General features: G+C 72.3%; 24 protein-coding genes. 7 read left to right on the top strand and 17 right to left on the bottom strand.

Annotation, left to right across the window (positions count from 1 at the left end):
- From WH85_RS52370 to WH85_RS25945, 3 genes are all read right to left on the bottom strand, one after another.
- Window positions 1–216, bottom strand: a 216-nt coding sequence (locus WH85_RS52370; protein WP_211275440.1) for a hypothetical protein, incomplete at its 3' end; no start/stop codon positions are given.
- 710 nt (window positions 217–926) lie between these two features.
- Window positions 927–1,421, bottom strand: coding sequence for a polyadenylate-specific 3'-exoribonuclease AS (locus WH85_RS25950; RefSeq protein WP_045744611.1), 495 nt, complete (start codon window positions 1,419–1,421; stop codon window positions 927–929).
- Between the two features lie 21 nt (window positions 1,422–1,442).
- Window positions 1,443–2,300, bottom strand: coding sequence for a phosphotransferase enzyme family protein (locus tag WH85_RS25945; protein ID WP_045744610.1), 858 nt, complete (start codon window positions 2,298–2,300; stop codon window positions 1,443–1,445).
- Window positions 2,301–2,536: 236 nt separating this feature from the next.
- Here WH85_RS25945 and WH85_RS25940 point away from each other — a divergent pair, with 236 nt between their 5' ends.
- Entirely contained in the window at window positions 2,537–3,226 is a 690-nt protein-coding gene (locus WH85_RS25940; protein WP_045744609.1) for a Crp/Fnr family transcriptional regulator, read from the top strand.
- 81 nt (window positions 3,227–3,307) lie between these two features.
- Here the strand turns inward: WH85_RS25940 and WH85_RS25935 are convergent, their stop codons facing one another.
- Window positions 3,308–4,018 (bottom strand): lysophospholipid acyltransferase family protein, encoded by a 711-nt coding sequence (locus WH85_RS25935; RefSeq protein ID WP_045744608.1) that lies wholly within the window; start codon window positions 4,016–4,018, stop codon window positions 3,308–3,310.
- 141 nt (window positions 4,019–4,159) lie between these two features.
- On the opposite strand from WH85_RS25935, the gene WH85_RS25930 reads away from it, so the two are divergent.
- Together WH85_RS25930 and WH85_RS25925 are read left to right on the top strand one after the other, a co-directional pair.
- Window positions 4,160–4,951, top strand: a complete 792-nt coding sequence (locus tag WH85_RS25930; protein WP_045744607.1) for a hypothetical protein — start codon at window positions 4,160–4,162, stop codon at window positions 4,949–4,951.
- 34 nt (window positions 4,952–4,985) lie between these two features.
- A complete protein-coding gene (locus WH85_RS25925) occupies window positions 4,986–6,416 on the top strand; it encodes an alpha,alpha-trehalose-phosphate synthase (UDP-forming) (protein WP_045744606.1) in 1,431 nt (476 codons plus the stop codon).
- 113 nt (window positions 6,417–6,529) lie between these two features.
- Here the strand turns inward: WH85_RS25925 and WH85_RS25920 are convergent, their stop codons facing one another.
- The 6 genes from WH85_RS25920 to WH85_RS25895 are packed head-to-tail and all read right to left on the bottom strand — an operon-like array spanning window position 6,530 to window position 11,455.
- Complete coding sequence (locus WH85_RS25920; protein ID WP_045744605.1) at window positions 6,530–7,300, bottom strand: alpha/beta hydrolase; 771 nt, start codon at window positions 7,298–7,300, stop codon at window positions 6,530–6,532.
- Complete coding sequence (locus tag WH85_RS25915) at window positions 7,297–8,634, bottom strand: flavin-containing monooxygenase (protein ID WP_045744604.1); 1,338 nt, start codon at window positions 8,632–8,634, stop codon at window positions 7,297–7,299. Before WH85_RS25915 ends, WH85_RS25920 begins: the two co-directional genes overlap by 4 nt.
- A gap of 25 nt (window positions 8,635–8,659) precedes the next feature.
- Window positions 8,660–9,337, bottom strand: coding sequence for an endonuclease/exonuclease/phosphatase family protein (locus tag WH85_RS25910; RefSeq protein ID WP_045744603.1), 678 nt, complete (start codon window positions 9,335–9,337; stop codon window positions 8,660–8,662).
- Window positions 9,338–9,347: 10 nt separating this feature from the next.
- The gene (locus WH85_RS25905; protein WP_045744602.1) at window positions 9,348–10,295 is read right to left on the bottom strand and encodes an ROK family glucokinase; all 948 of its coding nucleotides are present in this window, start codon (window positions 10,293–10,295) and stop codon (window positions 9,348–9,350) included.
- A 25-nt stretch (window positions 10,296–10,320) separates the two neighbouring features.
- Window positions 10,321–10,998 (bottom strand): hypothetical protein, encoded by a 678-nt coding sequence (locus WH85_RS25900; RefSeq protein ID WP_045744601.1) that lies wholly within the window; start codon window positions 10,996–10,998, stop codon window positions 10,321–10,323.
- 10 nt (window positions 10,999–11,008) lie between these two features.
- Window positions 11,009–11,455, bottom strand: coding sequence for an SRPBCC family protein (locus WH85_RS25895; protein ID WP_045744600.1), 447 nt, complete (start codon window positions 11,453–11,455; stop codon window positions 11,009–11,011).
- Window positions 11,456–11,547: 92 nt separating this feature from the next.
- Between WH85_RS25895 and WH85_RS25890 the strand changes: the two genes are divergently transcribed.
- Entirely contained in the window at window positions 11,548–13,251 is a 1,704-nt protein-coding gene (locus WH85_RS25890; RefSeq protein ID WP_045744599.1) for a GAF domain-containing sensor histidine kinase, read from the top strand.
- A 7-nt stretch (window positions 13,252–13,258) separates the two neighbouring features.
- A complete protein-coding gene (locus tag WH85_RS25885) occupies window positions 13,259–13,927 on the top strand; it encodes a response regulator transcription factor (RefSeq protein ID WP_045744598.1) in 669 nt (222 codons plus the stop codon).
- 89 nt (window positions 13,928–14,016) lie between these two features.
- On the opposite strand, the gene WH85_RS25880 is transcribed toward WH85_RS25885, so the two are convergent.
- The gene (locus tag WH85_RS25880) at window positions 14,017–14,520 is read right to left on the bottom strand and encodes a MarR family winged helix-turn-helix transcriptional regulator (protein ID WP_045744597.1); all 504 of its coding nucleotides are present in this window, start codon (window positions 14,518–14,520) and stop codon (window positions 14,017–14,019) included.
- 67 nt (window positions 14,521–14,587) lie between these two features.
- On the opposite strand from WH85_RS25880, the gene WH85_RS25875 reads away from it, so the two are divergent.
- On the top strand, window positions 14,588–15,844 hold the full coding sequence (locus WH85_RS25875) for an MFS transporter (RefSeq protein WP_083449263.1): 1,257 nt from the start codon (window positions 14,588–14,590) through the stop codon (window positions 15,842–15,844).
- Here WH85_RS25875 and WH85_RS25870 read toward each other — a convergent pair.
- Both WH85_RS25870 and WH85_RS25865 read right to left on the bottom strand, forming a co-directional pair.
- Window positions 15,764–16,189 carry a TlpA family protein disulfide reductase gene (locus WH85_RS25870; protein ID WP_045744596.1) on the bottom strand — a complete coding sequence of 142 codons (426 nt, stop codon included), beginning with the start codon at window positions 16,187–16,189 and terminating at the stop codon, window positions 15,764–15,766. The two genes, WH85_RS25875 and WH85_RS25870, sit on opposite strands and share 81 nt — an antisense overlap.
- Window positions 16,190–16,219: 30 nt before the next feature.
- Complete coding sequence (locus WH85_RS25865) at window positions 16,220–18,250, bottom strand: ABC transporter ATP-binding protein (protein ID WP_083449262.1); 2,031 nt, start codon at window positions 18,248–18,250, stop codon at window positions 16,220–16,222.
- Between the two features lie 104 nt (window positions 18,251–18,354).
- On the opposite strand from WH85_RS25865, the gene WH85_RS25860 reads away from it, so the two are divergent.
- Entirely contained in the window at window positions 18,355–18,882 is a 528-nt protein-coding gene (locus WH85_RS25860; RefSeq protein ID WP_045744595.1) for a DUF4240 domain-containing protein, read from the top strand.
- Between the two features lie 72 nt (window positions 18,883–18,954).
- Here the strand turns inward: WH85_RS25860 and WH85_RS25855 are convergent, their stop codons facing one another.
- The 4 genes from WH85_RS25855 to WH85_RS25840 form a co-directional block, all read right to left on the bottom strand.
- Complete coding sequence (locus tag WH85_RS25855; protein ID WP_045744594.1) at window positions 18,955–20,076, bottom strand: glycosyltransferase family 4 protein; 1,122 nt, start codon at window positions 20,074–20,076, stop codon at window positions 18,955–18,957.
- Window positions 20,076–21,332 carry a M48 family metalloprotease gene (locus WH85_RS25850; protein WP_045744593.1) on the bottom strand — a complete coding sequence of 419 codons (1,257 nt, stop codon included), beginning with the start codon at window positions 21,330–21,332 and terminating at the stop codon, window positions 20,076–20,078. The genes WH85_RS25855 and WH85_RS25850 overlap by 1 nt, the downstream gene beginning before the upstream one ends.
- A 32-nt stretch (window positions 21,333–21,364) precedes the next feature.
- Entirely contained in the window at window positions 21,365–21,565 is a 201-nt protein-coding gene (locus WH85_RS25845; protein ID WP_045744622.1) for a hypothetical protein, read from the bottom strand.
- 83 nt (window positions 21,566–21,648) lie between these two features.
- Window positions 21,649–23,019 carry an NYN domain-containing protein gene (locus WH85_RS25840; protein WP_083449261.1) on the bottom strand — a complete coding sequence of 457 codons (1,371 nt, stop codon included), beginning with the start codon at window positions 23,017–23,019 and terminating at the stop codon, window positions 21,649–21,651.
- Between the last annotated feature and the right edge of the window lie 14 nt (window positions 23,020–23,033).

Genomic DNA, 23,033 nt, shown 5'->3' with positions numbered 1-23,033 from the left:
AAAACAACCCTGAGCGACGGCCCGGCAGCCGCACCATGCCACCCAGCAAAAGTTGACCTTGGACGTGACCACGCGCTGCGACAAACGGCTGAGCTGCGCGGATGCAACCGTGACCGTGACCGCCACCGCCACCACCGCCGCCGCCACCGGCCGACTAGTCACCACGGCGAAGGGGACCGCATAGTTACTGGTCACCGCGTTGATCAACTCAAGCACGAATGGGTGCATTCAACGCCCGCCGAGGACCGGCCGGCCCACCCGACGACACGATCGGGTTCGCGTGACGCCCCTCTCGGGACGGCAACAGCACCCGATCATGTGAGTGGGCGCGCCCAACAACCCCGAGGACGGCCGGCGCACCCGATGACACGGCGGGTACGCGGAACACCCCCCCCGAGACGGCAGCCGCACCCGACGGCACAACCGGGTGCATCGGTCACCCGCCGCGGCCCGCCACACCGAGCCCGATCGCGCGAACGGGTTCGAGTGACGGCCCTACCGGAGCGACGGCCGCACCCGTGAAGAGTGCGGGCCGAGTCCGCTCGACCCGCTCGAGAGGACGGCAGGCAGGGCCGCCTGACACGGGAGCAGGCAACTCCGCCCGGGCCGGGCCGAGTCTGCTCGACCCGCTCGACCCGCTCGAGAGGACGGCGGACCGGGCGGCCCGGTGCGGGAGCAGGCAACTCCGCCCAGCCCGGGCCGAGCCTGCTCGACCCGCTCGAGAGGACGGCGGGCGGGGCGGCCCGGTGCGGGAGCGGGCAGCTCCGCCCGGCGCGGGCGGCACGGGCGTGAGTGGGCAGACGAGCGCGATCAGCCCGGGGAGGTGTGGTTTGCGGGACGGCTCAGGTCGTACCCCGAACGGGTGAAGATGGGGCGACGCCCGGCCGGAAGTAACCGGCGGGGTGGGTTTTTCCGTCCAGGGTGTGTCAGGGCTTCTTCGTCATGGTCTGCCAGCGGGCCAGGTTGTGGCGGGCGTCGACCAGCGCGTCGTGCCGGCCCGCCATCTCCGGCAGCGCCGGGCGGCCCAGATCGTCCCAGCGCTGGCGCAGGTCCTTGGTGAAGCGGGGGATCTCGCGCGGCAGGGCCGGCATCGCGCCCCACAGCTGGGCCAGCGCCACGTGGTCGTAGGCGGCGTACCAGGCCCAGAGTTCCATCTGCTCGTTGCGTCCCTGGATCGGTTCGATCAGGAACTGGTAGAGGTCCTCGCGGATCCGTTCGCGGCTGCGCCACGCCTTGTCGGCGGGCGACGGCAGTTTGTCGAGGACGTTGCGGCGGACCCAGGGCACCGCGCGGGAGTCGTCGAATTCGGTGCTGACCGCGTAGAACTCGCGGCCGAACTCGTCGACGACGCCGATGGAGACCAGGTCGACGATGCGCCCGTCCTCGATGAACTCACAGTCGTAAAAATAGCGGTAGGACATCGGCCCCATCCTTGCCCATCGTCATCCGGGCATGGATTCCAGGGCCTGTCGCGCCCGTCCGAGGACGTCCGGGTAGCCCCAGCGGGCGGCCCGGTCGGCCTGGACGGCCCAGCGCAGGCGCAGCAGCACGGGCAGGGCGGCTTCGAGTTCGTCGGCGCTGACCGGGCCGGCTGCCAGGTAGCCGTCGAGGAGTTCGGCGGCCCGGTCGGCGCCGCCGGCGTAGACGACGGCGGCGGCGACGTCGTAGACGAGGGGGCCGGTGCCGCCCGCGCCGCAGTGCAGGACGCCGGACCGGCCGGTCTCCGGGTCGAGGACGAACGTGTCGGGGGCCGGGTCGCCGTGCAGGACGCCGTAGGTGAGGCGATCGGTCACGGTCAGGCGGGTGACGACGGCGATCGCGTCGGCGACGGCTTCGCGCAGCCACGGTTCGCCGGTCAGGTGCGGCGCCTCGGCGTCGAGCATGTACCAGGTGCGCAGGCCGGGGTGCCGGAAGCCCTGCAGCGCCCGGTGTACGGCGCCGAGGCGTTCGCCCCACCACTGCTGGTCGACCGGGTCGTGGCCGTCCAGGTGGCGGCCGGGGAGGCGGCGGAGCACGGCGAGCGCACCGCAGGCGGTCTCGGCGGTGAGGCCGCCGCCCAGGGTGCGGACCGGTTCGCCGGCGTCGATGCGGGCGTGGCGCAGGTGTTCGGCGGCGAGCAGCCCGGCTTCCATGGGCTGCCGGGCGGCCGCCTCGGCGAGCCGGGCCACGTAGCGGCGGCCGGGCCCGGTGATGATCTCCCAGCCGACCGACATGGTGGCCGGCGGCAGCGCGGTGATCTCGGAGGGGACGAGATGCCACTGATCCCGCAGAGTCGATCGAAGAAGGTCGTCATCCGGCACTGCGGGATTATCTCGGCACAAGCCACCAAAGCGACGGACAACCGGGGCGACAATCACAGAAGGCGATGAGCGGTTTACAGACAGCCACCGAAGGGACATGATCGTACGGGGGCGAGCCTTCGATGTCCGGACAGGAATGGCGCCGGGGGCACGCTTCGTGCTAAGAGTGATCGTTCGCGTCGTGGGGCCGACGCCGGCCGGGGTCGACGCGGTCCCCATCGGGGGAGGGATACGCCGTGGACCATCGCCTGCCGGATTCCGGCGACGCACTGACCGGCGTGGAGATGTTCGCCGGTCTGGAGCCGGACGTGCGACAGCGGGTCATCGCCGCGGCTGTCCCACGCCACTACCGCAAGAACCAGATCCTGTTCGTGGAGAACGACCCCGGCGACTCGCTGATCATCATGAAGCGGGGAGCCGTCGCCGTGTTCCGCACCGCACCGACCGGTGAGCGCGCCGTGCTCACCGTGGTGCGGCCACCTGACGTGCTCGGCGAGGTGTCCCTGTTGGACGCCTCCACCCGCAGCGCGTCCGCCGAGGCCATCGAGGACTCCCAGGCGCTCTCGCTGTCCCGGGCGGCCTTCATGGACCTGGTGCACTCCAATCCGCGCATCCTGGACGCGGTGATGCGCTCGGTCGGCGGCCTGATCCGCCGTCTCACCGAGCAGAACGCCGACCACGTCTTCCTGGACCTGCCCGGGCGGGTGGCCAAGACCCTGGTCCGCCTCTCCGGGGAGAGCCAGGCGCCGATGATCACCATCGAGCTCAACCAGAGTCAGCTGGCCGAGATGGCCGGCGGTTCGCGGCAGAGCGTGAACCAGGCGATCGGGTCGTTCGCCAGCCGCGGCTGGCTGCGCACCGAGGGCCGGCGCATCGTGGTGACCGACGTGCAGGCCCTGCGCCGCCGGGCGGGCATGACGGGTTGACCCGGTTCCCGCCGCCCGGTCGCGCGTCTTCCGCGGCCGGGCGCCGGGACAGGTGCGTGCGGCGCGGGGGCTGAGAGCGCCTCAGGCCGCCTTTCGGGTACGCGTGGGAGCCGGAACCTCCACCGAGGTCTTCAACGTCGAGGCATAGACGTCGACGTACTCCCGGCCGGAGAGGGCCATCAGCTCGTACATGATCTCGTCGGTGATCGCCCGCTCGACGAAGCGGTCGCCGCGCTGGTCGGCGTAACGGGAGAAGTCCAGCGGCTCGCCGATCCGGATCCGGACCCGTTTGATCGACGGGATCAGGGTGCCGGTGGGCTGGATCTCGTCGGTGTTCAGCATCGCCATCGGTACCACCGGCGCGCCGCTCTCCAGGGCCAGCCGGGCCACCCCGGTCTTGCCGCGGTAGAGCCGGCCGTCCGGGGAGCGGGTGCCCTCCGGGTAGATGCCCGCGACGTTGCCCTCGCGCAGCACCCGCAGCAGGGTGTCCAGCGCCGCCTGGGCGGCCTGACCACCCGAACGGTCCACCGGGATCGTCCCCGCGCCGAGGAAGAACATCCGGGAGAACCAGCCCTTGATCCCCTTGCCGGTGAAGTATTCGGCCTTGGCGACGAAGGTCACTTTCCGCTTCATGATCAGCGGTGTGAAGATCGAATCGGAGAAGGAGAGGTGGTTGCAGGCGAGGATCACCGGGCCGGTTCCCGGCACGTTGGCCAGGCCCTCGACCTTCGGCCGGAAGAGCAGTCTCAGCAGCGGTCCGAGGACCACCAACTTCAGCAGCCAGTAGAACACTGACGTCCTTTCAGCGGGTGCGCCGTGGGTGTCCGGGGCGACAGGAAGCGTACGAAGCGGGAGCGGCGCGCCACAACGCACTCCCGCAACCGGTGCCTGCCGTGTCACCATTCAAGGCACGGTCGGCAAGGGGGTGCATCGGTGACAACGGGTGGCGCCCGTCGAGGGCGGCGCGACAACGGGCTCGACGCCGCCGATTTCGCGGCAGCGGGTGACGTGGATCCACGGGTCGGTGAGCACCTCCTGGACGTGCTCGCAGCCGGTGGCATCGCGGCATATCTGCAGCCCACGGCGGATCTCAATCCCATTCTGCGGGCCACCACGCTGCCCGCGCGCCCCATCGACCGGCTCTTCGTGGACCGGACCCGGCTGGAGATCGCGCGCGAGCACCTGCAGAAGGTGACCGGTGGTGCCCCGCCCACGCCGCCGCCGGCCCCGCCGGCCGATCCGCGGCCGCAGGCCGAGGTGGACGCCGAGTGGGACAAGATCATCGCCGGTTTCCACACCACGGTCGACGCGGACGCGGCCCCCTGGCCGGAGGCCGAGCACGTCGAGCCGGAGAAACCGCGCACCCGGCCGGCCGAGGACGACGGCACGCCGCTGCGGCGGCGCACCGACCCGCTCCCGCCGGAGCCCTCGATCCTCTACGGGCTGGACACCTTCGGTGCCGATCTGCCCGGTGACGAGGAGGAGGAGCGGTACATCCCGCCGCCCCCGCCACCGATGCCGCACATCTCGAAGTACGCGGTTCTCGGCCTGCTGGGAGTGGTGGCCGGTTTCGTGCTGTTCCTGTTCCCGGAGCTGATCCCGGTCGATCCCGAGCTGGTGACGCTCCTCGGCTTCATCGCGATCGTGGGCGGCGCGGTGACCCTGGTCTGGCGACTACGTGCCGGTGACGACGACGACGAATTCGACGACGGCGCCGTCGTATAGACGAATATCGGTGATCTACCGATAACCTACGGTGATGCGTCAGAGTTCGCTCGTCGTCGTCGCCAACCGCCTGCCCCTCGATGACAACGCCGCACTGGACGGCGCCTCGGAGTGGCGGCGCAGTCCGGGTGGTCTCGCCAGCGCCCTGCACGCCTTCCTGCCACCGATCCCGGCGACCTGGGTCGGCTGGGCCGGCGGCGTGGGCCCGGCGCCCACCCTGCCCGACATCGGCAGCCTGCGACTGCGTCCCGTCCCGCTGAGCGTGGACGAGCTCCGGGAGTACTACGAGGGATTCGCCAACTCCACACTGTGGCCGCTGTACCACGACGCGGTCCAGCAGCCGGTCTTCCACCGGGGCTGGTGGGAGACGTACCGGGCGGTCAACCGCCGGTTCGCCGAGGCGGCCGCCGAGGCCGCCGAGCCGGGCGCCGCGGTCTGGGTGCAGGACTACCACCTGCAGCTGGTCCCGCAGATGCTCCGCGAGCTGCGGCCGGACCTGCTGATCGGGTTCTTCATGCACGTGCCGTTCCCGCCACCCGAGTTGTTCATGCAGCTCCCCCGCCGGGTCGAGCTGGTCCGTGGGCTGCTCGGCGCCGACCTGATCGGTTTCCAGCGGGAACAGGCCGCGCACAACATGGCCCAGCTCGCCGAGAAGCTGATCGGCACGCCGACCGCCGACGACGACATCGAGGTGGACGGACGGACGGTGCGGACCGCCGCGTTCCCGGTCTCCATCGACGTCGCCGAGGTCCGTGCCCTGGCCGCCCGCCCGGACGTGGTGGCCCAGGCCAAGCAGCTGCGCCGCGATCTGGGGCAGCCCAAGCGGGTGCTGCTCAGCGTGGACCGGCTGGACTACACCAAGGGCATCGAGCACCGGCTGACGGCCTACCGGGAGCTGCTGCGCGACGGGCACGTGAAGGTCCGGGACACCGTGCTGGTCCAGGTGGCCGTGCCCAGCCGGGAGCGGGTGGAGAGCTACCGGGACCTGCGGGACCGGATCGAGGGCGAGGTCGGCCGGATCAACGGGGAGTTCGGCCGGGTCGGCGAGCCGGCCATCCACTACCTGAACCAGGCGTTCGAGCGTTCCGAGCTGGCCGCGCTGTACCGGACCGCGGACGTGATGGTGGTGACCCCGCTGCGGGACGGGATGAACCTGGTCGCCAAGGAGTTCGTGGCGGCCCGGGAGGACGGTGCGGGCGCGCTGGTGCTCAGCGAGTTCGCCGGGGCGGCCGCCGAGCTGGAACAGGCTTTCCTGGTCAACCCGCACGATCTGGACGGGCTGAAGGAGACCCTGCTGCGGGCGATGGAGGCGAAACCGGACGATCTCAAAGTCCGGATGACCGCGATGCGCAAACACCTGGCGAAGCACGACATCGTGGCGTGGGCGCGCGACTACCTGACCGCTTTGGATCACACAGGTCGGCTGGCCGAGACCCTGCCCGGAAAGCCCCGCAAACGCCGTTGAGGTGTGGTGATTTCGGGCGCGGAGCGCGCCCGAAATCACCACACCTCAAGGTCCGTGTGGAGTTGAGGCGCGGAGCGCGCCCGAAATCAACACACCTCAAGGTCCTCGCGGGTTCAGGAGAGCTGCTTGCCGAGCCAGTCGAGGATCGCGTCGATCGGCTCGGTCCACCCGTCCTCGAGCATGAGGTAATGCCCCATGCCGGGGAAGAGCAGCGGCGCCCCGCCGTACTCCGCCGCCGCCCGGTCCAGCGCCTTGCGACGGACCACCCGGTCGTCCGGGCTGCCCACCACCAGGGTCGGCGGGCGGCCGACCGGACGGGGCGGGGGCGTCCGCGCGATCAGGTCGCGGCGCCGGGGCCGGGCGTCGATCCGGGCCAGGTACTCCTGGGCGCGGTCGGCCGGCATCTCCGGGCTGAACAGCTGCCGGGCGTTGAGCCGCAGCCGCCCGCCGAACAGGGCCGGCACCGCGCCGGCCGGGTTGACCCGCAGCGCCGCGCCGAGCGCCGCCCAGCCGTCCAGCACCGGCGACACCAGCACCGCCGCGCGGGCCGGGTAACGCCCCAGCGCCCGGGCCACCACCAGGGCGCCGACGCCGTGCCCGACGAGCACGGTCTGCCGGGGCAGCGAGGCGGCCACCTGGATCACGTCGTGCACCTGGGAGCGCAGGTCGCCGCCGGAGCGCGGGGTGAGCGCGTGCGCCGGGTAGCCACGCCCGGCGGTGTGCCCGAGCCACTGCTCGGCGAACGCCCAGGCGCCGTGGCCCATCCCGGGCACGAACAGCACCGGCGGGTGGCCCTCGTCGTCGTCCGGGAGCAGGGTGACGACCTCGCGGTCGGCGGGCGGGACCGGCCGGGTCCAGTCGGTGAATCGCAGCAGGTCACTCACTTCGCCGGCTCCATCTGCCTCAACAGGCTCTCGAGGGAGCGCAGGTAGTCCACGTGGTCGACCTCGAACCAGTGCCGCCGGGTGGGCACCACCCTGCGACGGGACCAGGAGGCCAGCGGCCGGGTCGACTCCTTCTGCTGGATCGCGGTGGCCCGCGCCGGGTCGGTCAGGCGCAGCCGCAGCCAGCGGGCCACCGCCACGCTCTGCCAGTGGGCCAGCGGGAACAGTCCGGCGTCCGGCTGCAGCAGGCCGATCACGGCGAGCGTCGGATGACGCCGGGCGAACGCGTGCAGGTGCAGGTCGGGGCGACCGTCCTCGTCGCTGTCCAGCAGGGCGGGCTCGAGGAAGTCGAACCGCGGGGTGTACCCGGTCGCGGTGATCACCAGGTCGGGTTCGATCCGGCTGCCGTCGGCCAGTTCCACGGCCGCGCCGTCGAAGCGGGTCACGTCCGGCACCGCGGTGATCTTCCCGTGGCCCAGGTAGTAGGGCAGTTGACTGGTGACGACCGGGTGCGCCTCGGACGGCCGGTGGTCGGGTGCGGGAACGCCGAACCGGGTCAGGTCACCGGTGTGCAGCCGGAGCAGGCGCCGGTGCAGCCACTCGCGCAGCCGGGCCGGCAGTCGCCTGCTCCACGAGTAGACCTGATCGGCGGGGCGGCCGAGGAGGTATTTCGGGGCGTACCAGTAGCCGCGGCGGGTGGAGTGCCACACCTGGGACGCCTGCTGCGCCGCCTCGACCGCGATGTCGCAGCCGGTGTTGCCGCCGCCGACCACCAGCACCTTGCGGCCACGCAACTTGGCCGGGTCCTTGTACGCCCCGGCATGCATCACCTGCCCCCGGAACTCCCCCGGGATCTCCGGTTTGAGCGGCGACCAGTTGTGCCCGTTGGCGACCACGATCGCGGCGTACCGCTGGACCCGCGACGACCCGCCGCCGGTGGACTGGATGGTCACGTCCCAGAAGCCGTCGGCGGCGGGGACGGCGGAGACGACCTCCATGCCGTACCAGATCTGCTCGCCGAGCCGGAAGTGTTTCGCGTAGCGCTCCAGATAGTCGAGGACCTGGCTGTGGTGCGGGTAGTCCGGCCAGGTGTCCGGCATCGGGAAGTCGGGGAACTCGGTGAGCGGCCGTGAGGTGATCAGGTGGGTGCTCGCGAAGACGGGGCTGCGGTCGTGGCGCCAGTTCCAGGCGCCGCCGACGGAGGTCTCCCGCTCGTAGCAGTCGACCAGGAAGCCCATCTCGAGGAGGTTCTTGACGGCGGTGAGGCCGCTGGCGCCCGCGCCGACGACACAGACGGCGTCGCGACGGTCGCCCGGGTCCGGGGAGTCTTGCACCCGGCGATCCTTGCAGACCGGGGCCTCAGGAGGAAGGGAGGATAAGGTCCGCTACGACCGGTAAATGATCACTGGCGAGGCGTGCCCGATCCGTCGAGATGATCTCGTAACGTTCGATGGCCACGCCCCCGCCGACGAAGAGCCCGTCGATGCGCCGCTGCGGCAGTGACGCCGGGTACGTGGGCAGGTCCTCGGCCGAGCCGGTCAGCCCGTCCTCGACCATCCGCCAGCCGCTGCCGCCCGGACCCTCGTTGAGGTCGGCGGCCACGATCACCGGGCCCTCGATCCGGTCCAGCTCGTCCTTCCAGAACGCGGCCTGGGCGGGCCGTTCGGCCGGATCGGTGGCCAGGTGCGAGCCGGAGACGGTGAAGCGCGCACCCCGGACCGCGCCCTCGGCGAAGACCGCCCCGCGCATGTGCCGGCCCGGGGTGAGCGGGTAGCGCAGGCACCACTCGCGGCGGATCGCCACCCGCAGGCTGACCAGCAGCAGGTTGCCCAGCGACGGCAGGCCACCGGCGGCCACCACCATGCCCAGGTCGGCGGCGAGGGTCGCGCACTTCTGCCGCCACCGGAACCGCCGGGGCGCCTCCTGCACCACGAGGACGTCCGGGGCCAGGCCGCGGACCAGGCCGATCAGCGCGGCCCGGTCGTCCCGCAGGCCGTGCACGTTGTAACTCACGACCCGTAGCGGGACCCCGGACACGCGTACCGCCTCAGACCCGGCGGGCCAGGTCGGCGGCGCCGACCACGCCGGCCGCGTTGCCCATCTGCGCCGCCTTGACCTCGGCGACCGGGAACCGGTTGCGGTTGGCCAGCTGTTCGCGGTACGCCCGCTCGGCCGGTTCCATCAGCAGCGGTCCCGCGTCGATCACGCCGCCGCCGATCACCAGAATCGCCGGGTCGAGGCTCTGCGCCAGGTCCGCCAGGGCCACGCCGAGCCAGTAGCCGACCTGGTCGAACGCATCCTTCGCGACCTTGTCGCCGGCCCGAGCCGCGTCGGTGATCTGCCGCCCGGTGATCGCCTGCGGGTCCCCGCCGGCCAGTTCGAGCAGCTTCGCGGCGCGCTTCGGCTTCTTGGCGGCGCCGGCCCGCCCGAAGCGGACCAGGGCGTTGCCGCTGGCGTACTGCTCGAGGCAGCCGAGCCGGCCGCAGCCGCAGGGGTGCCCGTCCGGGACCGACTGGATGTGGCCCAGTTCGGCGGCGATGCCGTTGGCGCCGCGCCACAGCCCGCCGTTGATCACCACTGCGCCGCCGATGCCGGTGCCCACCGTGATCATCACCATCGAGTCGGCGTGCTGGGCGACACCGAAGCGGAACTCCGCCCAGCCGGCCACGTTGGCGTCGTTCTCCAGGACGGTGGGCAGGCCGACCGCCTTGGTCACGTAGTCGCGCAGGGGCTCGTCACGCCAGGCCAGGTTCGGCGCGAACAGCACCGTCGAACCGGCGGCGTCGATCCATGCGGCGGCACCGATGCCGATCGCGGTGGCGGCCGGGTACTGCGCCGCCAGCTCCGCGGCCACCTCGACGATGGTGTCCCGGGTGCCGGCCGGGTCGGAGGCCGGCGTGGGCCGCCGGTTCGACGCGAGCACGGTGCCCTTCTCGTCGACCACCCCACCGGCGACCTTGGTGCCGCCGACGTCGATTCCGATGGTCAGCGTCACGCTGCCCGTCCCCTCTGCAGAAAGTTCACACCCCGCCCGGCTCCGACTTCTCCGGGTCCTGATCAACGCTACGGGGCGTCGCCGCGGCCTGCGCGGGGGCCTCCGCGGTCGCGGCGGCCCACACATCGGAACCCGGCCGGGCGCGCGGCGGAACGGGTCCCCCGCCCTCGCCGGACGGGCCGGTCGCCCCGGTGGCCGCCGTCGCGGTAGCCGCCGCCTCGGCCGCCCGGCGGGCCTGTTCGACCGCGCGGGCCACCGCCTGCTCGGCCGCCGCGGCACGGGCGCGGGCCGCCTCGGCCGCCTCCCGGGCGCTCTCGGCGGTCGCGGCCGCCCACGGATCGTCCGGCGCGGCCTGCCCGCCGAAAGCGGAGGCGGGTTCGGGGGACGGGGCCGGAGTGGCCGCGGTGGCGGTCGCGAGGGAGGAGAACGCCCGCATCAGACCGGCCACACCCTGTGCGATGTCACCCGCGCTGGTGGCGATCCGTTCGGCGACCTCGGGGTCCGGGTCGCGGACCGCGGCGATGGCCCGGCAGACCGGGCACACGCAACACTCGGCGCCGCCCGTCGACCAGGGGCCGGACGGCACGCTGTCGGCGACCATGCCGAGGAGTCCCAGGACGTCCGCCTGCGCCGTAGGAGAAGAAGCTCGTGCCAGGAGGGCGGCGACCAGCCGTTCCGCCTCCTCGCGTGCCGAACCGGCCATGTGTTCCCCCTCAGGCGGGCATGCTCTCGACGCGGCGCTTCAGCTCCTTGAGCGCCGTGTCCATGATCATCTTTTCGGCTTTGCGGCGGAACATGCCGAGCATCCCCATCGCCAGATCCACCGCCAGCGTGTACGTCACCGTGGTCACGCCGCCGGTCTCCACCAGATCGTAGGAGCCGGTCTGGGACTTCTGCGTCTTCGACGGCTCGACCAGGTGCCACTCGATCCGGGACAGATCGTCGGCGTACGCGTACTCCAACGTGTACTCGTCGACGAGCACCGCGGCGTCGATCCGGAACCGGACCTGGGCGGCGTAGCCGTCGTCGTACTCCTCCGCGACCTCGGCGAGTTTGATCGCCTCGGCCCACTCCGGGTAACGCGGGAAATCGCAGATCACCGCGGCCACCCGGGACAGGGGCGCATGGACCTGGATCGACTGCGTCGAGGTGTCCGCCATGCACCGGAGGCTACCCGCTGGACGCGACGGAGCACGTCACCGGGGCGTCGCCGGACGAGCCGGGACGGGCCGGTGCCGCTACGATCCGTCACGTGCCCGCCATAGCCAGTGGATCCGCACGCGTACGCCCGGTCGAGGCGGCGGCCCGCGTCGTCATGCTCGTCCTGGTCACCGTGCTGACCCTCACCGCCACCGGTGATCCCGCCCAGCTCGGGTGGATCGCCCTGCTGGCGATCGCCGCCGTGCCCGCCTTCGTCGCCCGGGAACACCCGGTCCTGGCTCCGGCCGGCCGGTTCGCCGAGGTGGTCGGCACCGGTCTGGCCGCCGGCTGGATCGCCGCCTCCGCGGACGGGCTGAACCGGGTCAACGCCGGGTTCGGCGCCGAGGCGATCCTGCCGTACCTGACGGTTCCGCTGCTGGCCGCGGCGCTGTGGCGGCGGCAGACCGAGGGCGTCGCGCTGCTCGGGCTGGCCGCGGTGGCGATGGTGGCCGGCGGCGCGCTGGCCGGCGGCGGGATCATCGCCGGCGACGCGCCGCTGATCGAACTGGGTTACCTCGCGGCCTGCGGCCAGTGGCTGGTCCTCGGCGCGATCGTGACCTTCGCCGCCGAGACGCTGCGCCAGCTGCTGCTGCCGCCGGAGCCCACCCCGCAGCCGTACGCGGAGGCCACCCGCCTGCTCACCCAGTTGCGCAGTGTCGCCCGCTCGCTGCCCGGCGCCACCCTCGACCCGGGCGGCATCTCCGAGCACCTGCTGGAGGAGCTGCACACGGTCAACGCGGGGCACCGGGCCGCGGTGCTGTCGGCCAGTGGCGGCGGCCGTCTCGTGGTGCTCGCCCAGCGCGGCGCGGAGCGGGTCGACTGGGAGGTGACGCTCGACGCGGACTCGGCGATCGCCGACGCGTGGGCCACCCAGCAGCCGCAGACCGCGAGCCGGTCGCAGGCGCGCACCCACAGCGCCGGGGACACCTCGTCGCTGGTGGTGCCGCTGGTCGCCGGCGTGCGCACGATAGGACTGGTGATCCTCGAGACGGACGCCGCCGGGGCGTACCCGTCGGGGGTCGTGCAGAGCGTGACCGAGGTGACCGACCCGGCCGCGCTGCGGCTGGAGGCCGCCCTGCTCTTCGACGACGTGCGCTCGCTGGCCACCAACGAGGAGCGTCAGCGGCTGGCCCGGGAGATCCACGACGGGGTCGCGCAGGAGCTGGTGATGGTCGGCTACGGCATCGACAACGCTCAGGCCACCCTGCCGGAGGGCGCCGAGGAGACCGCCGAGGAGTTGCGCACGCTGCGGGCCGAGGTGACCCGGGTGATCACCGAGCTGCGGCTGAGCCTGTTCGAGCTGCGGTCCGAGGTCGACCGCAACGGCGGTCTGGCGGCGGCCATCGCGGAGTACGCCCGGACCCTGGGCACCAGCGCCGGCCTGCGGGTGCACTTCACCTTCGACGAGTCGACGGCCCGGCTGCCCGCGGCGACCGAGGCCGAACTGCTCCGGATCGCCCAGGAGGCGATCACCAACGCCCGCAAGCACGCGGGGGCGTCGAATCTGTGGGTCACCTGCACCGTGGATCCGCCGTACGCGGAGATCGAAGTGTCCGATGATGGCAAGGGCTTCGCGGACAACCGCCCGGACGGGCGGTACGGCCTTACCATCATGGCCGAGCGCGCCGAACGCATCCGAGGTCGTCTCAAGATCACGCCGAGACACCCGAGCGGTACAACCGTCGCCGTAGTACTCGGAACTCCGCCTCGGCGCGATAGCGTGCGGGATAGTGTTTCCGCTCCAGAAGGGGAGTAACCCGAGCATGTCGACCAGTCCTGCGCCGACCGGGCGCACCAAGGTCCTCCTTGTCGACGACCACGACCTGATTCGTAAAGGGCTGCGACACGCATTCGAACGCGACCGGCAGTTCGAGGTCGTGGGTGAGGCGGCCACCGCGGCCGAGGCCGTGCGTCAGGCCGGTGCCCTGCAGCCCGATGTCGTGATCATGGATCTGCGCCTGCCCGACGGCAGTGGCCTGGAGGCCACCCGCGCGCTGCGCAAGAACAACGCGAACATGGGCATCGTGGTGCTGACCATGTACGCGGGCGATGATCAGCTGTTCGGCGCTCTCGAGGCCGGGGCCAGCGCGTTCGTGCCCAAGACCGCCCCGGCGGACGAGGTGGTCGCGGCCGCCCGGCACGCCGCCTCGGCACCCAGCGCGTTCACCGCGGCCGATCTGGCCGAGGCGATGAAGCGCCGGCTCGCCCCGTCCGGCCCGCAGCTCTCGCCGCGCGAGGGTCAGGTTCTGCGACTGCTGGCCGACGGCATGAGCGTCGCCGGGATCGCCAAGCAGTTGTTCGTGTCGGAGTCCACGGCCAAGACGCACATCTCCAAGCTCTACGAGAAGCTGGGTGCGGCAAACCGTGCCCAGGCCCTGATGACCGCCCTCCGGTTGGGCCTGCTGGAAGCCCCGGACGCCCCGAAGTTCTAGGATTTCCGGACATTTTCGGCGATTCTCTTTTTAAGCGATAACAGCGGCGTCTCCGTGCCCTGCGCGGTGTCCCCCCGCGGAGACCCTCTTCACTCCCCCAGGGAGGTCAGCACCTTGCGCAGCAGGGTGTTGAGCTGCGTCAGCTCGTCCTCGGAGAGCGCTTTCAGAGCCTCCTGATCCCGCGCGATCCCCTCGAAGATGTACCGGTTCCACATCTCACGCCCCTCCGGCGTGGGCCGCACCAGCACCCGCCGGCGGTCGACCTCGTCGCCCTGCCGGGTGACCAGGCCGGCAGCCACCAGCCGGTCCAGGCGGCTGGTCATCGCCGCCCGCGTCACATTCGCCGCCTCGGCCAGTTGCGCCGGGGTCGCCTCGGTCGGCCAGGGCTGCACCATCAGCACGTGCAGGGTCTTGTAGTCCTGCAACGTGAAGTCCGGATCCCCCGCGGCGAACGCCGTCGCGTCGGCACGTGCGATCCAGCGCAGGATGTGTTTCATCCGGACCAGCGCGCCCTCGACCTCGGGCGCGAACGCCGGCTGGTCCTGCCAGAACGCCGACCAGCGGGCCACATGCTGATCAACACCGTCTCCCATGGATCGATTCTGCCACGTCCTGACTATTCGATTGCAAATAGTTCGATGCTGAATTAGTTTCCGGGTCATGACGCGCGACTTCCGGCTCCTCGCCACCGGGCAGGGCCTCTCCTGGCTCGGCAACGGCTTCCAGACCGTCGCCCTGGCCGTCGCGGTGGTCACCACCGGCGGCGGCGCCCGCGACCTCGGCCTGGTGATGGCCTGCTCGGTGCTCACCCTGCTGGCCGGCACCCTGTTCGGCGGCGTCTGGGCCGACCGCCTGCAGCCCCGCCACGTCATGCTCGTCTCCGACCTGGCCCGCTTCGCCGCCACCGCCGGCATCGCCGCGATGTTCACCCTCGGCGACGGCTACCACCTCGCGCTGCTCTGCGCGCTCACCGTCGTCTCGTCCGCCGCCGGCAGCTTCTTCAACCCGGCCCTGGCCGCACTCAAACCCCTACTGGTCCCGGGCGAACGCCTGCAGAGCGCCAACGCCACCCTCAGCCTGATCGAGACCGCCTGCCGGGTGGCCGGCCCGGCAGCCGGCGGCCTCACCGTCGCCGCTTTCGGCGCTCCGGCCGGCTTCGCCGCCAATGCGGTCAGCTTCCTGCTCGCCGCGGTGGTCGCCGCCCTTCTTCGGGTACGCGCACCGCGCGGCCCCCGCACGGCGGTGTTCGCCGAGATGTCGGCCGGCTGGCGCGAGATCCGCAGCCGGGACTGGCTGATCGGCGGCATGGCCGGCGCCACGGTCTACCACATCGCCAACGGCATGATCCTGGTCATCGTGCAGGTGGTCGCGGTGGAACGCCTCGGCGGGGCGACCGCGATCGGCTGGATCTCGGCGGCCGAGGGGCTGGGCGGCATGATCGGCGCCGCCCTGGGCCTGCGGCTACGGCCCCGGCGCCCGCTGCGGGCCGGCTGGCTCGCCCTGCTGCTGATGCCGGTGTGGGCGATCGCCTACGTGTGGCCGGGCATCCTGGTCGCGGTGCTGCTGGGCGCGGTGATCGGCTATGCCGGGCTGCTCTTCTTCGACGTCCAGTGGGAGACCACGATCCAGCGGCACGTCCCCCGGCACATGCTGGGCCGGGTCGCCTCCTGGGACTACGTGACCTCGTTCCTGGCCATGCCGGTGGGCAACGCGCTGGCCGGGCCGCTGGCCGAGGTGTACGGGACCGATCGGGTGCTGACCTGCTGCGCCGCGGTTCTCGGGCTGTCGGCGCTGTCCCAGCTGCTGATCCCGGGTTCCCGGCGGATGACCCGCACGTCAGAGGACCTCCCCGAGCACGGCGATCAGGTGCGGCTTGGTGGGCACCCCGGTCGCCCGTCGGACCACCCGGCCGCCTGAATCCAGGACCAGCAGCGTCGGCGTCCGCCAGATGCCCAGCTCACGGACCTCGTCGAGGTGACTCTCGGCGTCCACCTCGACGTGCTGGACGCCGGGCACCAGCGCGGCGACCTCGGTGCTGACCCTGCGGACGGCCCGGCAGGGCGCGCAGAAGGCGGTGGAGAACTGCAGCAGGGTGGCCGGGGCGGGGCCCACTCCGAGTCGTGTCAACAGTGCCGGATCGAGTGTCACGTCCTGATCGTGACGCGGACCGTCGACGGCCGCCAGGCGGCCGTCGCGCCGGCGGTGCCGGACGCCCACCGCCGCACCCACGACGAGCACGATGCCGACCGCGCCGGATCCCACCGGATCCCTCGGATGACCATGACACGTCGATCAGGCCGACTGATAGGCGCTGGCCTGCAGAGTGAACAACTGCGCATAGGCACCGGCGGCGGCCATCAGCTCCTCGTGATCGCCCTCCTCGACCACCGTGCCGTGGTCCAGGACATAGATCCGGTCCGCCTCGCGCACACTCGCCATCCGGTGTGTGATCAGCACGACCGTCCGCCCCTGCGCCAGCTCGCGCAGCCGGAGGTAGACGTCGTGCTCGGCGCGGGCGTCCAGGTTCGCGGTCGGCTCGTCACAGATCAGCAGCGGCGCGTCCCGGTGGAAGGCACGGCTCACCGCCAGCCGCTGCCACTGCCCGCCGGAGAGGTCCGCGCCGTCGGTGAAGTGCCGGGACAGCAGGGTCTCGTACTGCCGGGGCAGCTCCGCCACGAACTCGTGGGCGTCACCGGCCCGCGCCGACTCCTGCACCTCGTCCAGCGACGCCGGGCGGTCGTGCCGGCCGATGGCGATGTTCAGGCGGGCGGACAGCGGCCAGCGGGTCGGCTCCTGCATCACCACCGCGACCCGCTCCCGCATGGCTTCCGGGCCGTACCCGGCCACGTCGACACCGTCCCAGGCGACCGTGCCCTGCTGCGGCCGGTACAGCCCGGCCAGCACGGCGGCCAGCGTCGACTTGCCGGAACCGTTCTCACCGACCAGCGCGATGATCTGACCGTGCGCCAGAGTGAGACTGACGTCCTTCACCGCGGGCCGGGCCGCGTCCGGATAGCTGAAGGTCACCCCGTCCAGCCGGATCTCGGCGAACGTCCGGGGCACGCCGAGACCGGTCTCCGCCTCGGCACGGTCCGTCGACAGCTCGCAGAAACCCTGGAAGTCCGCGAAGTACAGGCCCTGCTCGTAGACCCGGTTGACGGTGAACGCCAGCTCGGAGAGCTTCCCGATACCGATGTTGATCGCGTAGGCGGCCGCTCCCCCGGCGGCCAGTTCCATCCGGCCGGTCCAGAGCAGCCAGAGCAGCATCGCGTACGCCGCGCCGGTCGCCAGCCCGCCGAGCGCCTGACCGGCCAGGTTGGTCCGGACCACCCGGCCGATCACCCGGATCTCCTCGATCGTGGAGACCCGCAGCAGCCGGGCCACCTCGGCGAGCAGGAACCGGCGTACCGTGAAGGCCCGCAGCTCGGCGGCAGGCTCGCGCGCGGCCAGCAGATAGGCGAGCATCCGGTGGCGCCGCCAGACCGCGATCAGCCGCAACCGGCTGTGATAGTTCATCCGGGCCCCGCGCACCGCCGCCCACGCCGTCGGCACCACCGCCAGCACCAGCATCGGCAGCAGCGCCGGGTGCAGCACGGTCAGCACCCCGGCAGCCGCGACCAGACCGACGAGGTGGGTGAGCACCTCGATGCCCTGATCGACCATCTGCTGAGCCGCGGTGGTCCCCCGGTCCCGGGCCCGTTCCATCGCGTCGCGCCAGGCCGGATCGTCGAAGGTGGCCAGATCGACGCCGGTGGTGAGATCGAGCAGCCGCATCTCGGCGGCCTCGTAGACCATCGGTGACAGCCGGCCGTGCGCCGCGGTGGCCGCCGACGCCAGCAGTCCGCGCAGCGCAAGAGCAAAGATCAGAAGCGCCAGCGAGGGTACGGCCGCCCGCACGCGTTCCGGTGTCGGACCAGCGCTCAGCAGCCCGTCCAGCACGCCGACCACGCTGATCAGCCCGAGTGCCGCGGCCGCACCCGAGGCGACCTGGAGCACCAGCACCGCGGCCGTGGTGCGCCGGCCGGCCCGCCAGGCGAGCAGCCACGCCTCGCGGAGCAGCCGGGGAAGACGGCGCAGCATCCGCAGGAACGTGGTGTTGGCGGCCTCCTCGGTGCCGGTCAACCAGTACGGCACGGCCAGCTCGGCGTCCTCCTCGACCTCCAGCAGGGTCGCCGCGCCGGTCCCGTCGGCCTTCGTCGCCGCGTCGGTCCCGTCGGCCTTCGTCGCCGCGCCGGTCCCGTCGGCCTTCGTCGCCGCGCCGGTCCCGTCGGCCTTCGTCGCCGCGTCGGTCCCGTCGGCCTTCTCGGATGTGGTCTGGGCCATCGGCCACCTCCCGACCTGTTCCTACGCCTTCGACCTGCCGTTCGGGAAGTGAAGTCCGCGGATATTCAGTTTCATGTCGTACCCGGGCGGTAGCGTCCGCGACCATGACAGCCGTGGTGCCCACCGCCGAGCAGGAGACCCGCTTCTGGGATCTCCTGGAGTCCGCCTGGTCCGCCCTCGGGCCCGAGCCCAACGCCCTCCGGCATCGACTGGCCGAGAGACCGCGGACCCTCGGCGAGGACGAGCTCTACGCTCTCGACCCGTTCCTGGCGCCGTTCCTGGAGCGGCTGGAGAGCCTCTGCGAGGGGATGACCAGCACGGAGCTGACCGATCTCGACCGGGTGCTGGAGCGGGCACTCCACGAGATCGACCGCGCCGACGTCCACGAGGTCACCGACGGGTCGGACGATGGTTTCCTCTATGCGCGGGGGTTCATCGTGGCGGCCGGCCGGGAGTTCTTCGAGGCGGTCCGGGCCGACGCGGAGATGGCGATCCTGGACGCCGGCTGCGAGGAGATGTGCTACTTCTTCGACCGTCTGCACCGGAAGGCGTTCGACGACTACACCGACACCGGGTCCGGCATCTCCCGCGAGTCCTGCAGCAACACCGCCCACTGGCCGGACCTCGCTTAGCCCCTGTCCCCCTGTTCAAGAACCCGGCTCGCTCAAAGACCCGCTCACTCGAAGCCCCGGCTCGTTCAAGGCTCAGGCCAGCAGCGCGTCCAGGCGTTCGGACTGCTTCTCCCAGCGCCACTCCCGCTCGACCCAGGCACGGCCGGCCTCGCCCATCGCGCGGGCCCGGTCCGGGTCGGCGAGCAGGCCGGCCACCCGGTCGGCGATGGCCGGCACGTCCCGGCCGCCGACCACATGGCCTGTCTCACCCTCGCGGACCGCGTCCGGGGCGCCGCCCGAGTCGCCGCCGACCACCGGCAGGCCGGTCGCGGACGCCTCCAGGTAGACGATGCCCAGGCCCTCCACGTCCAGGCCGGCGGCCCGGGTCCGGCACGGCATCGCATAGACGTCGCCGGCCGCGTAATGCTCGGGCAACTCCGGCCAGGGCACCGAGCCGGTGAACACCACGTCGGACTCGACGCCGTTCTCCCGGGCCAGCCGTTCCAGCGTCTTGCGATACGGTCCGCCGCTGACCAGCAGCAACGCGGCGTCCGGCACACGGCGGCGGATCGCCGGAAGCGCCCGGATCAGCATGTCCTGCCCCTTGCGCGGCACCAGCCGGGACACGCAGACCACCACCGGACGGCCGGTCAGACCGTGCCGTTTGCGGACCGCCGACCCGTCCACCCCGGGGTGGAACGTGTCCACGTCCACGCCCGGGGCCAGCCGCCGCAGCTCGGTGAGCCCGTGCAGGGCCCGGTCCAGGCGGGTCCGCTGGAACTCCCCCAAGTACGTGATCACGTCGTTGCCACGGGCGATACGCCGCAGGGCGGACCGGGCGCCGGGCAGCGCCGCCCAGCCGATCTCGTGCCCGTGGGTGATGCCGACCGCCCGGCGGATCCCCGCGTCGCGCCGCAGACCGTGGGCGAGCAGCCCGAGCGGGGCGGCCGCGCCGAACAGGACGGTGTCGCAGTCGTGCGCCCGGGCCAGTTCGGCGGCCCGTCTCGCCACCGCCGGAACCGGTAGCAGCATTCCCGTCTTCTCCCGGACCACCTCGAACGGCTGCTCGGCGTCGAACGCCTCGGCGCCGCGCCACGTCGAGGAGTAGACGACGAGCGAACCGGCCGGCCGGCGGACCGCCAGGTTGTGCACGAACTGCTGGATGCCGCCGGGACGCGGCGGGAAGTCGTTGGTGACGAGCAGGGTGCGGGACATCAGCGCTCGCCCCGGGCGTACGCGCGGGCCGCGGCCATCCGCTGCACGGTGGACGGGTGTGAGGCGAACATGGTGTGCTCCCAGGACGGTGGGTCGGGGTCGGCGAGGTTGACGGTGCCGAGGCGGTGCTGCATGGCTTCGAAGGTCTCCGGGGCGCCGGTCAGGTCCAGGGCGTGGATGTCGGCGCGGGCCTCGATCCGGCGGGAGACGAACGCCTGCGCCGGCCCGGCGACCAGCCCCGCGACCGAACTCACCACCAGGAGCAGGCCGATCGCCCGGGGCTCGCCGATGGTGTCGGTGCCGGCCAGCCGCAGCAGGCCGCTCCACCCACCGAGCAGGTAGAGCGCGATGACCGCGGCGGCGGCGCCGAGCGCGCCGATGATCGTGCCGGTGAGCACGTCGTCGTCCTTGGCGTGGCCGAGTTCGTGGGCGGCGACCGACACCACCTCGTCCGGTGTGGCCTCGGTGAGCATGGTGTCGTAGACGACGATCCGCCGGGTGGGGCCGAGGCCGGACACGTATGCGTTGACCGCCCGGGTCCGCCGGGACGCGTCGGCGACCAGCACGTCCCGGACCGGTACGCCGTCGCGGTCGGCGAGGGCGAGCAGTTCGGTCCGCAACGGTCCCTCGGCCATCGGGGTGAACCTGTTGAACACCGGCTCGACGAGCACCGGCAGGACGAACGAGAGCAGCACCACCAGGACGGCGGCGCCGGCCGCCCCGAACGCCCACCACCAGCGGGGCGCGAAGTGGGTGACGGTGAAGAAGCCGGCCAGCACGATCCCGCCGATGACCGCGCCGACCGCGTACGACTTGAGCAGGTCGAGGGCCCAGCCGCCCCAGCTCTGGACGGAGAGTCCGTAGCGGACCACGACGGTGTGCCGCCACGCCGCGAACGGCAGGCTCGCGAGTTCGAGCACGAGGACGACCAGCAGGCCGCCGAGCACCGCCCGGGCCAGCCAGTGGTCGCCGAACGGGCGGCCGGCCAGTTCGACGAGACGGGCGCCGAGCGGGGTGAGCCCGAGGGCCAGGGTGAGGATCAGGCCGGTCAGCATCCCGGCGTACCGGCCGGGACGCAGCTCACCGTGGAAGGCGCGTCCGCGCGCGACCTGCTCGGACGGCAGCCGGTCGAGTGCGGCGAGCTGGTCGGCGCGGGGATGGGGCGCGCGGTGCCAGGGCACGGTGGCCGCGGCGTACGCGATCAGGGCGCCGAGGAGCACCACCAGGGCGCACACCGCCCAGAGCCGGGGTGTCATGAGCGATCATCCTAGAGAACGCCGTCGCGTGATCACGCCACGTGGCGGTCGGCCTCCGATGCGGGTGTCTCCAGGATCTCCACCTCGAACCCGGCGAGTTCGAACACCTCGATGGCCCGGAGTTCCTCCCGGGTCAGGTCGGCGATCCCGTCCGGCGTGTCCCGGAGCACGCTGATCAGGCATCCGGTGCATTCGCCGGTGCGCTCGGCGCACCGGCCGCAGTCGATGATCATCACCCCTCCGCAGCAGTCAGGCCACTTTCGGTGACCATCACGCTAAGCGATGGGTATGACATTTTCCGAACGAGCGTTCGACCTCAGGAGCGGGAGAGGCGGCGGACCAGCGAATCCGCCCCCATCGGGTACGCCCCGTGGCGGCGCACCCCGTCGGCCACCTCGCGGTCGGAGGAGACCACCACCACCGGCCGGCCCGGCGGCTCGGCGCGGACCAGCTGACGGATCAACTCGTCGGCGGTCATGCCCTTGCGGGAGAAGAGCACCCGCACCCCGCGCGGTGCCGGCGGCAGCCCGTGCACCCGCTCGGCCCCGTCGAAGACCACGGTCACCTCGTCGCCGGTCTGCGCGGCGATCCCGCCCAGGCCGGTGATCAGACGTTTGCGCTGCTGTTCCAGGGACATGTCGGCGAAGCCGCGCTTGGTCACGTTGTAGCCGTCGACGACCAGATGCGCCCGGGGCAGGGCGAGCAGCTGGTCGAGGCGCCCCGGGTCGTCGGTGTCCTGGGCACGGGCCCGGGACCGCTCGGGTGCGCCCGGACGCTCCGCGGCGGCATCGGCCACGAAGTCGGCGGGCAGCTTGTCGGCCGGGCCGAGGGCGAGCTCCCGGCGCAGACCGCTGGCCGCCTGGCCGATCGTCTCGAGCAGCAGCCAGAGCCGGGCGTCGTCGACCGCCCGGGCGTCCTTGACGGCCTGCTTGCCGGTGGCGGCCGTCGCCTCGGCGTCGGCCAGTTTGGCGCGCAGGCGGCGTACCTCAGTCTCATGATCTTGAACCGCGCGCGCGGCCCGGCCCTTCTCGGTGGCGAGCAGGTCGGCCGCGCGCTTCTGCGCGATGGCCGCCTCACGCAACGCCTTGGTCGACGAGCGGGCCTCCTCGCGCACCTGGTTGAGCTCCTCGCGCACCCGGGCCAGCTCGTCACGCAGCTTGTCGGCCTCGACCCGGGCCACCGCCCGGTCGTGCTCGGCGCGGGCGGCACGATGCTCGGCGTTGCGGATCTGACCGGCCACCGCGGCGCTGTCCGACTCGGCGCGGACCGCGTCACCGGCCGCGTCGATCAGCTCGCGCCAGCTGTCCGGCCGGGCCAGGTAGGCCAGCGCGGCCACCTCGACCGGATCCGCGGCCGCCGGGGCGACACCGCCGGCCACGGCGGCGCCCAGGTCACCGGCGTCGGCCATGATCCGGGCACCGATGCGCTGCCGGAACAGGGGGTCGGAGACCAGCTGGGCGGCGATGTCCCGGCCACCGAGCCGGGCCCGGCGATTCGGTGCGAAGCGGGCCACCCGGCGCAGCGCGACCGGGATCTCGTCGGCGGGCAGGCCCGGGAGGGCAGCGGCGGAGAGATGCATGATCCGTTGTCGGACGGCTTCCGGCAGAACCGGCTCGGGCGCGTAGTCCGCATCCGACAGCTCCGCCTCCTCAGCGGGGCGGTCGGCGGGGTTCAGCGGCGCGGACATCCACCCATTCTCAC

Origin of the sequence: Actinoplanes rectilineatus (assembly GCF_000962825.1) — a bacterium.
GTDB lineage: Bacteria > Actinomycetota > Actinomycetes > Mycobacteriales > Micromonosporaceae > Actinoplanes > Actinoplanes rectilineatus.
This window is presented reverse-complemented; position numbering and strand designations above follow the sequence as displayed.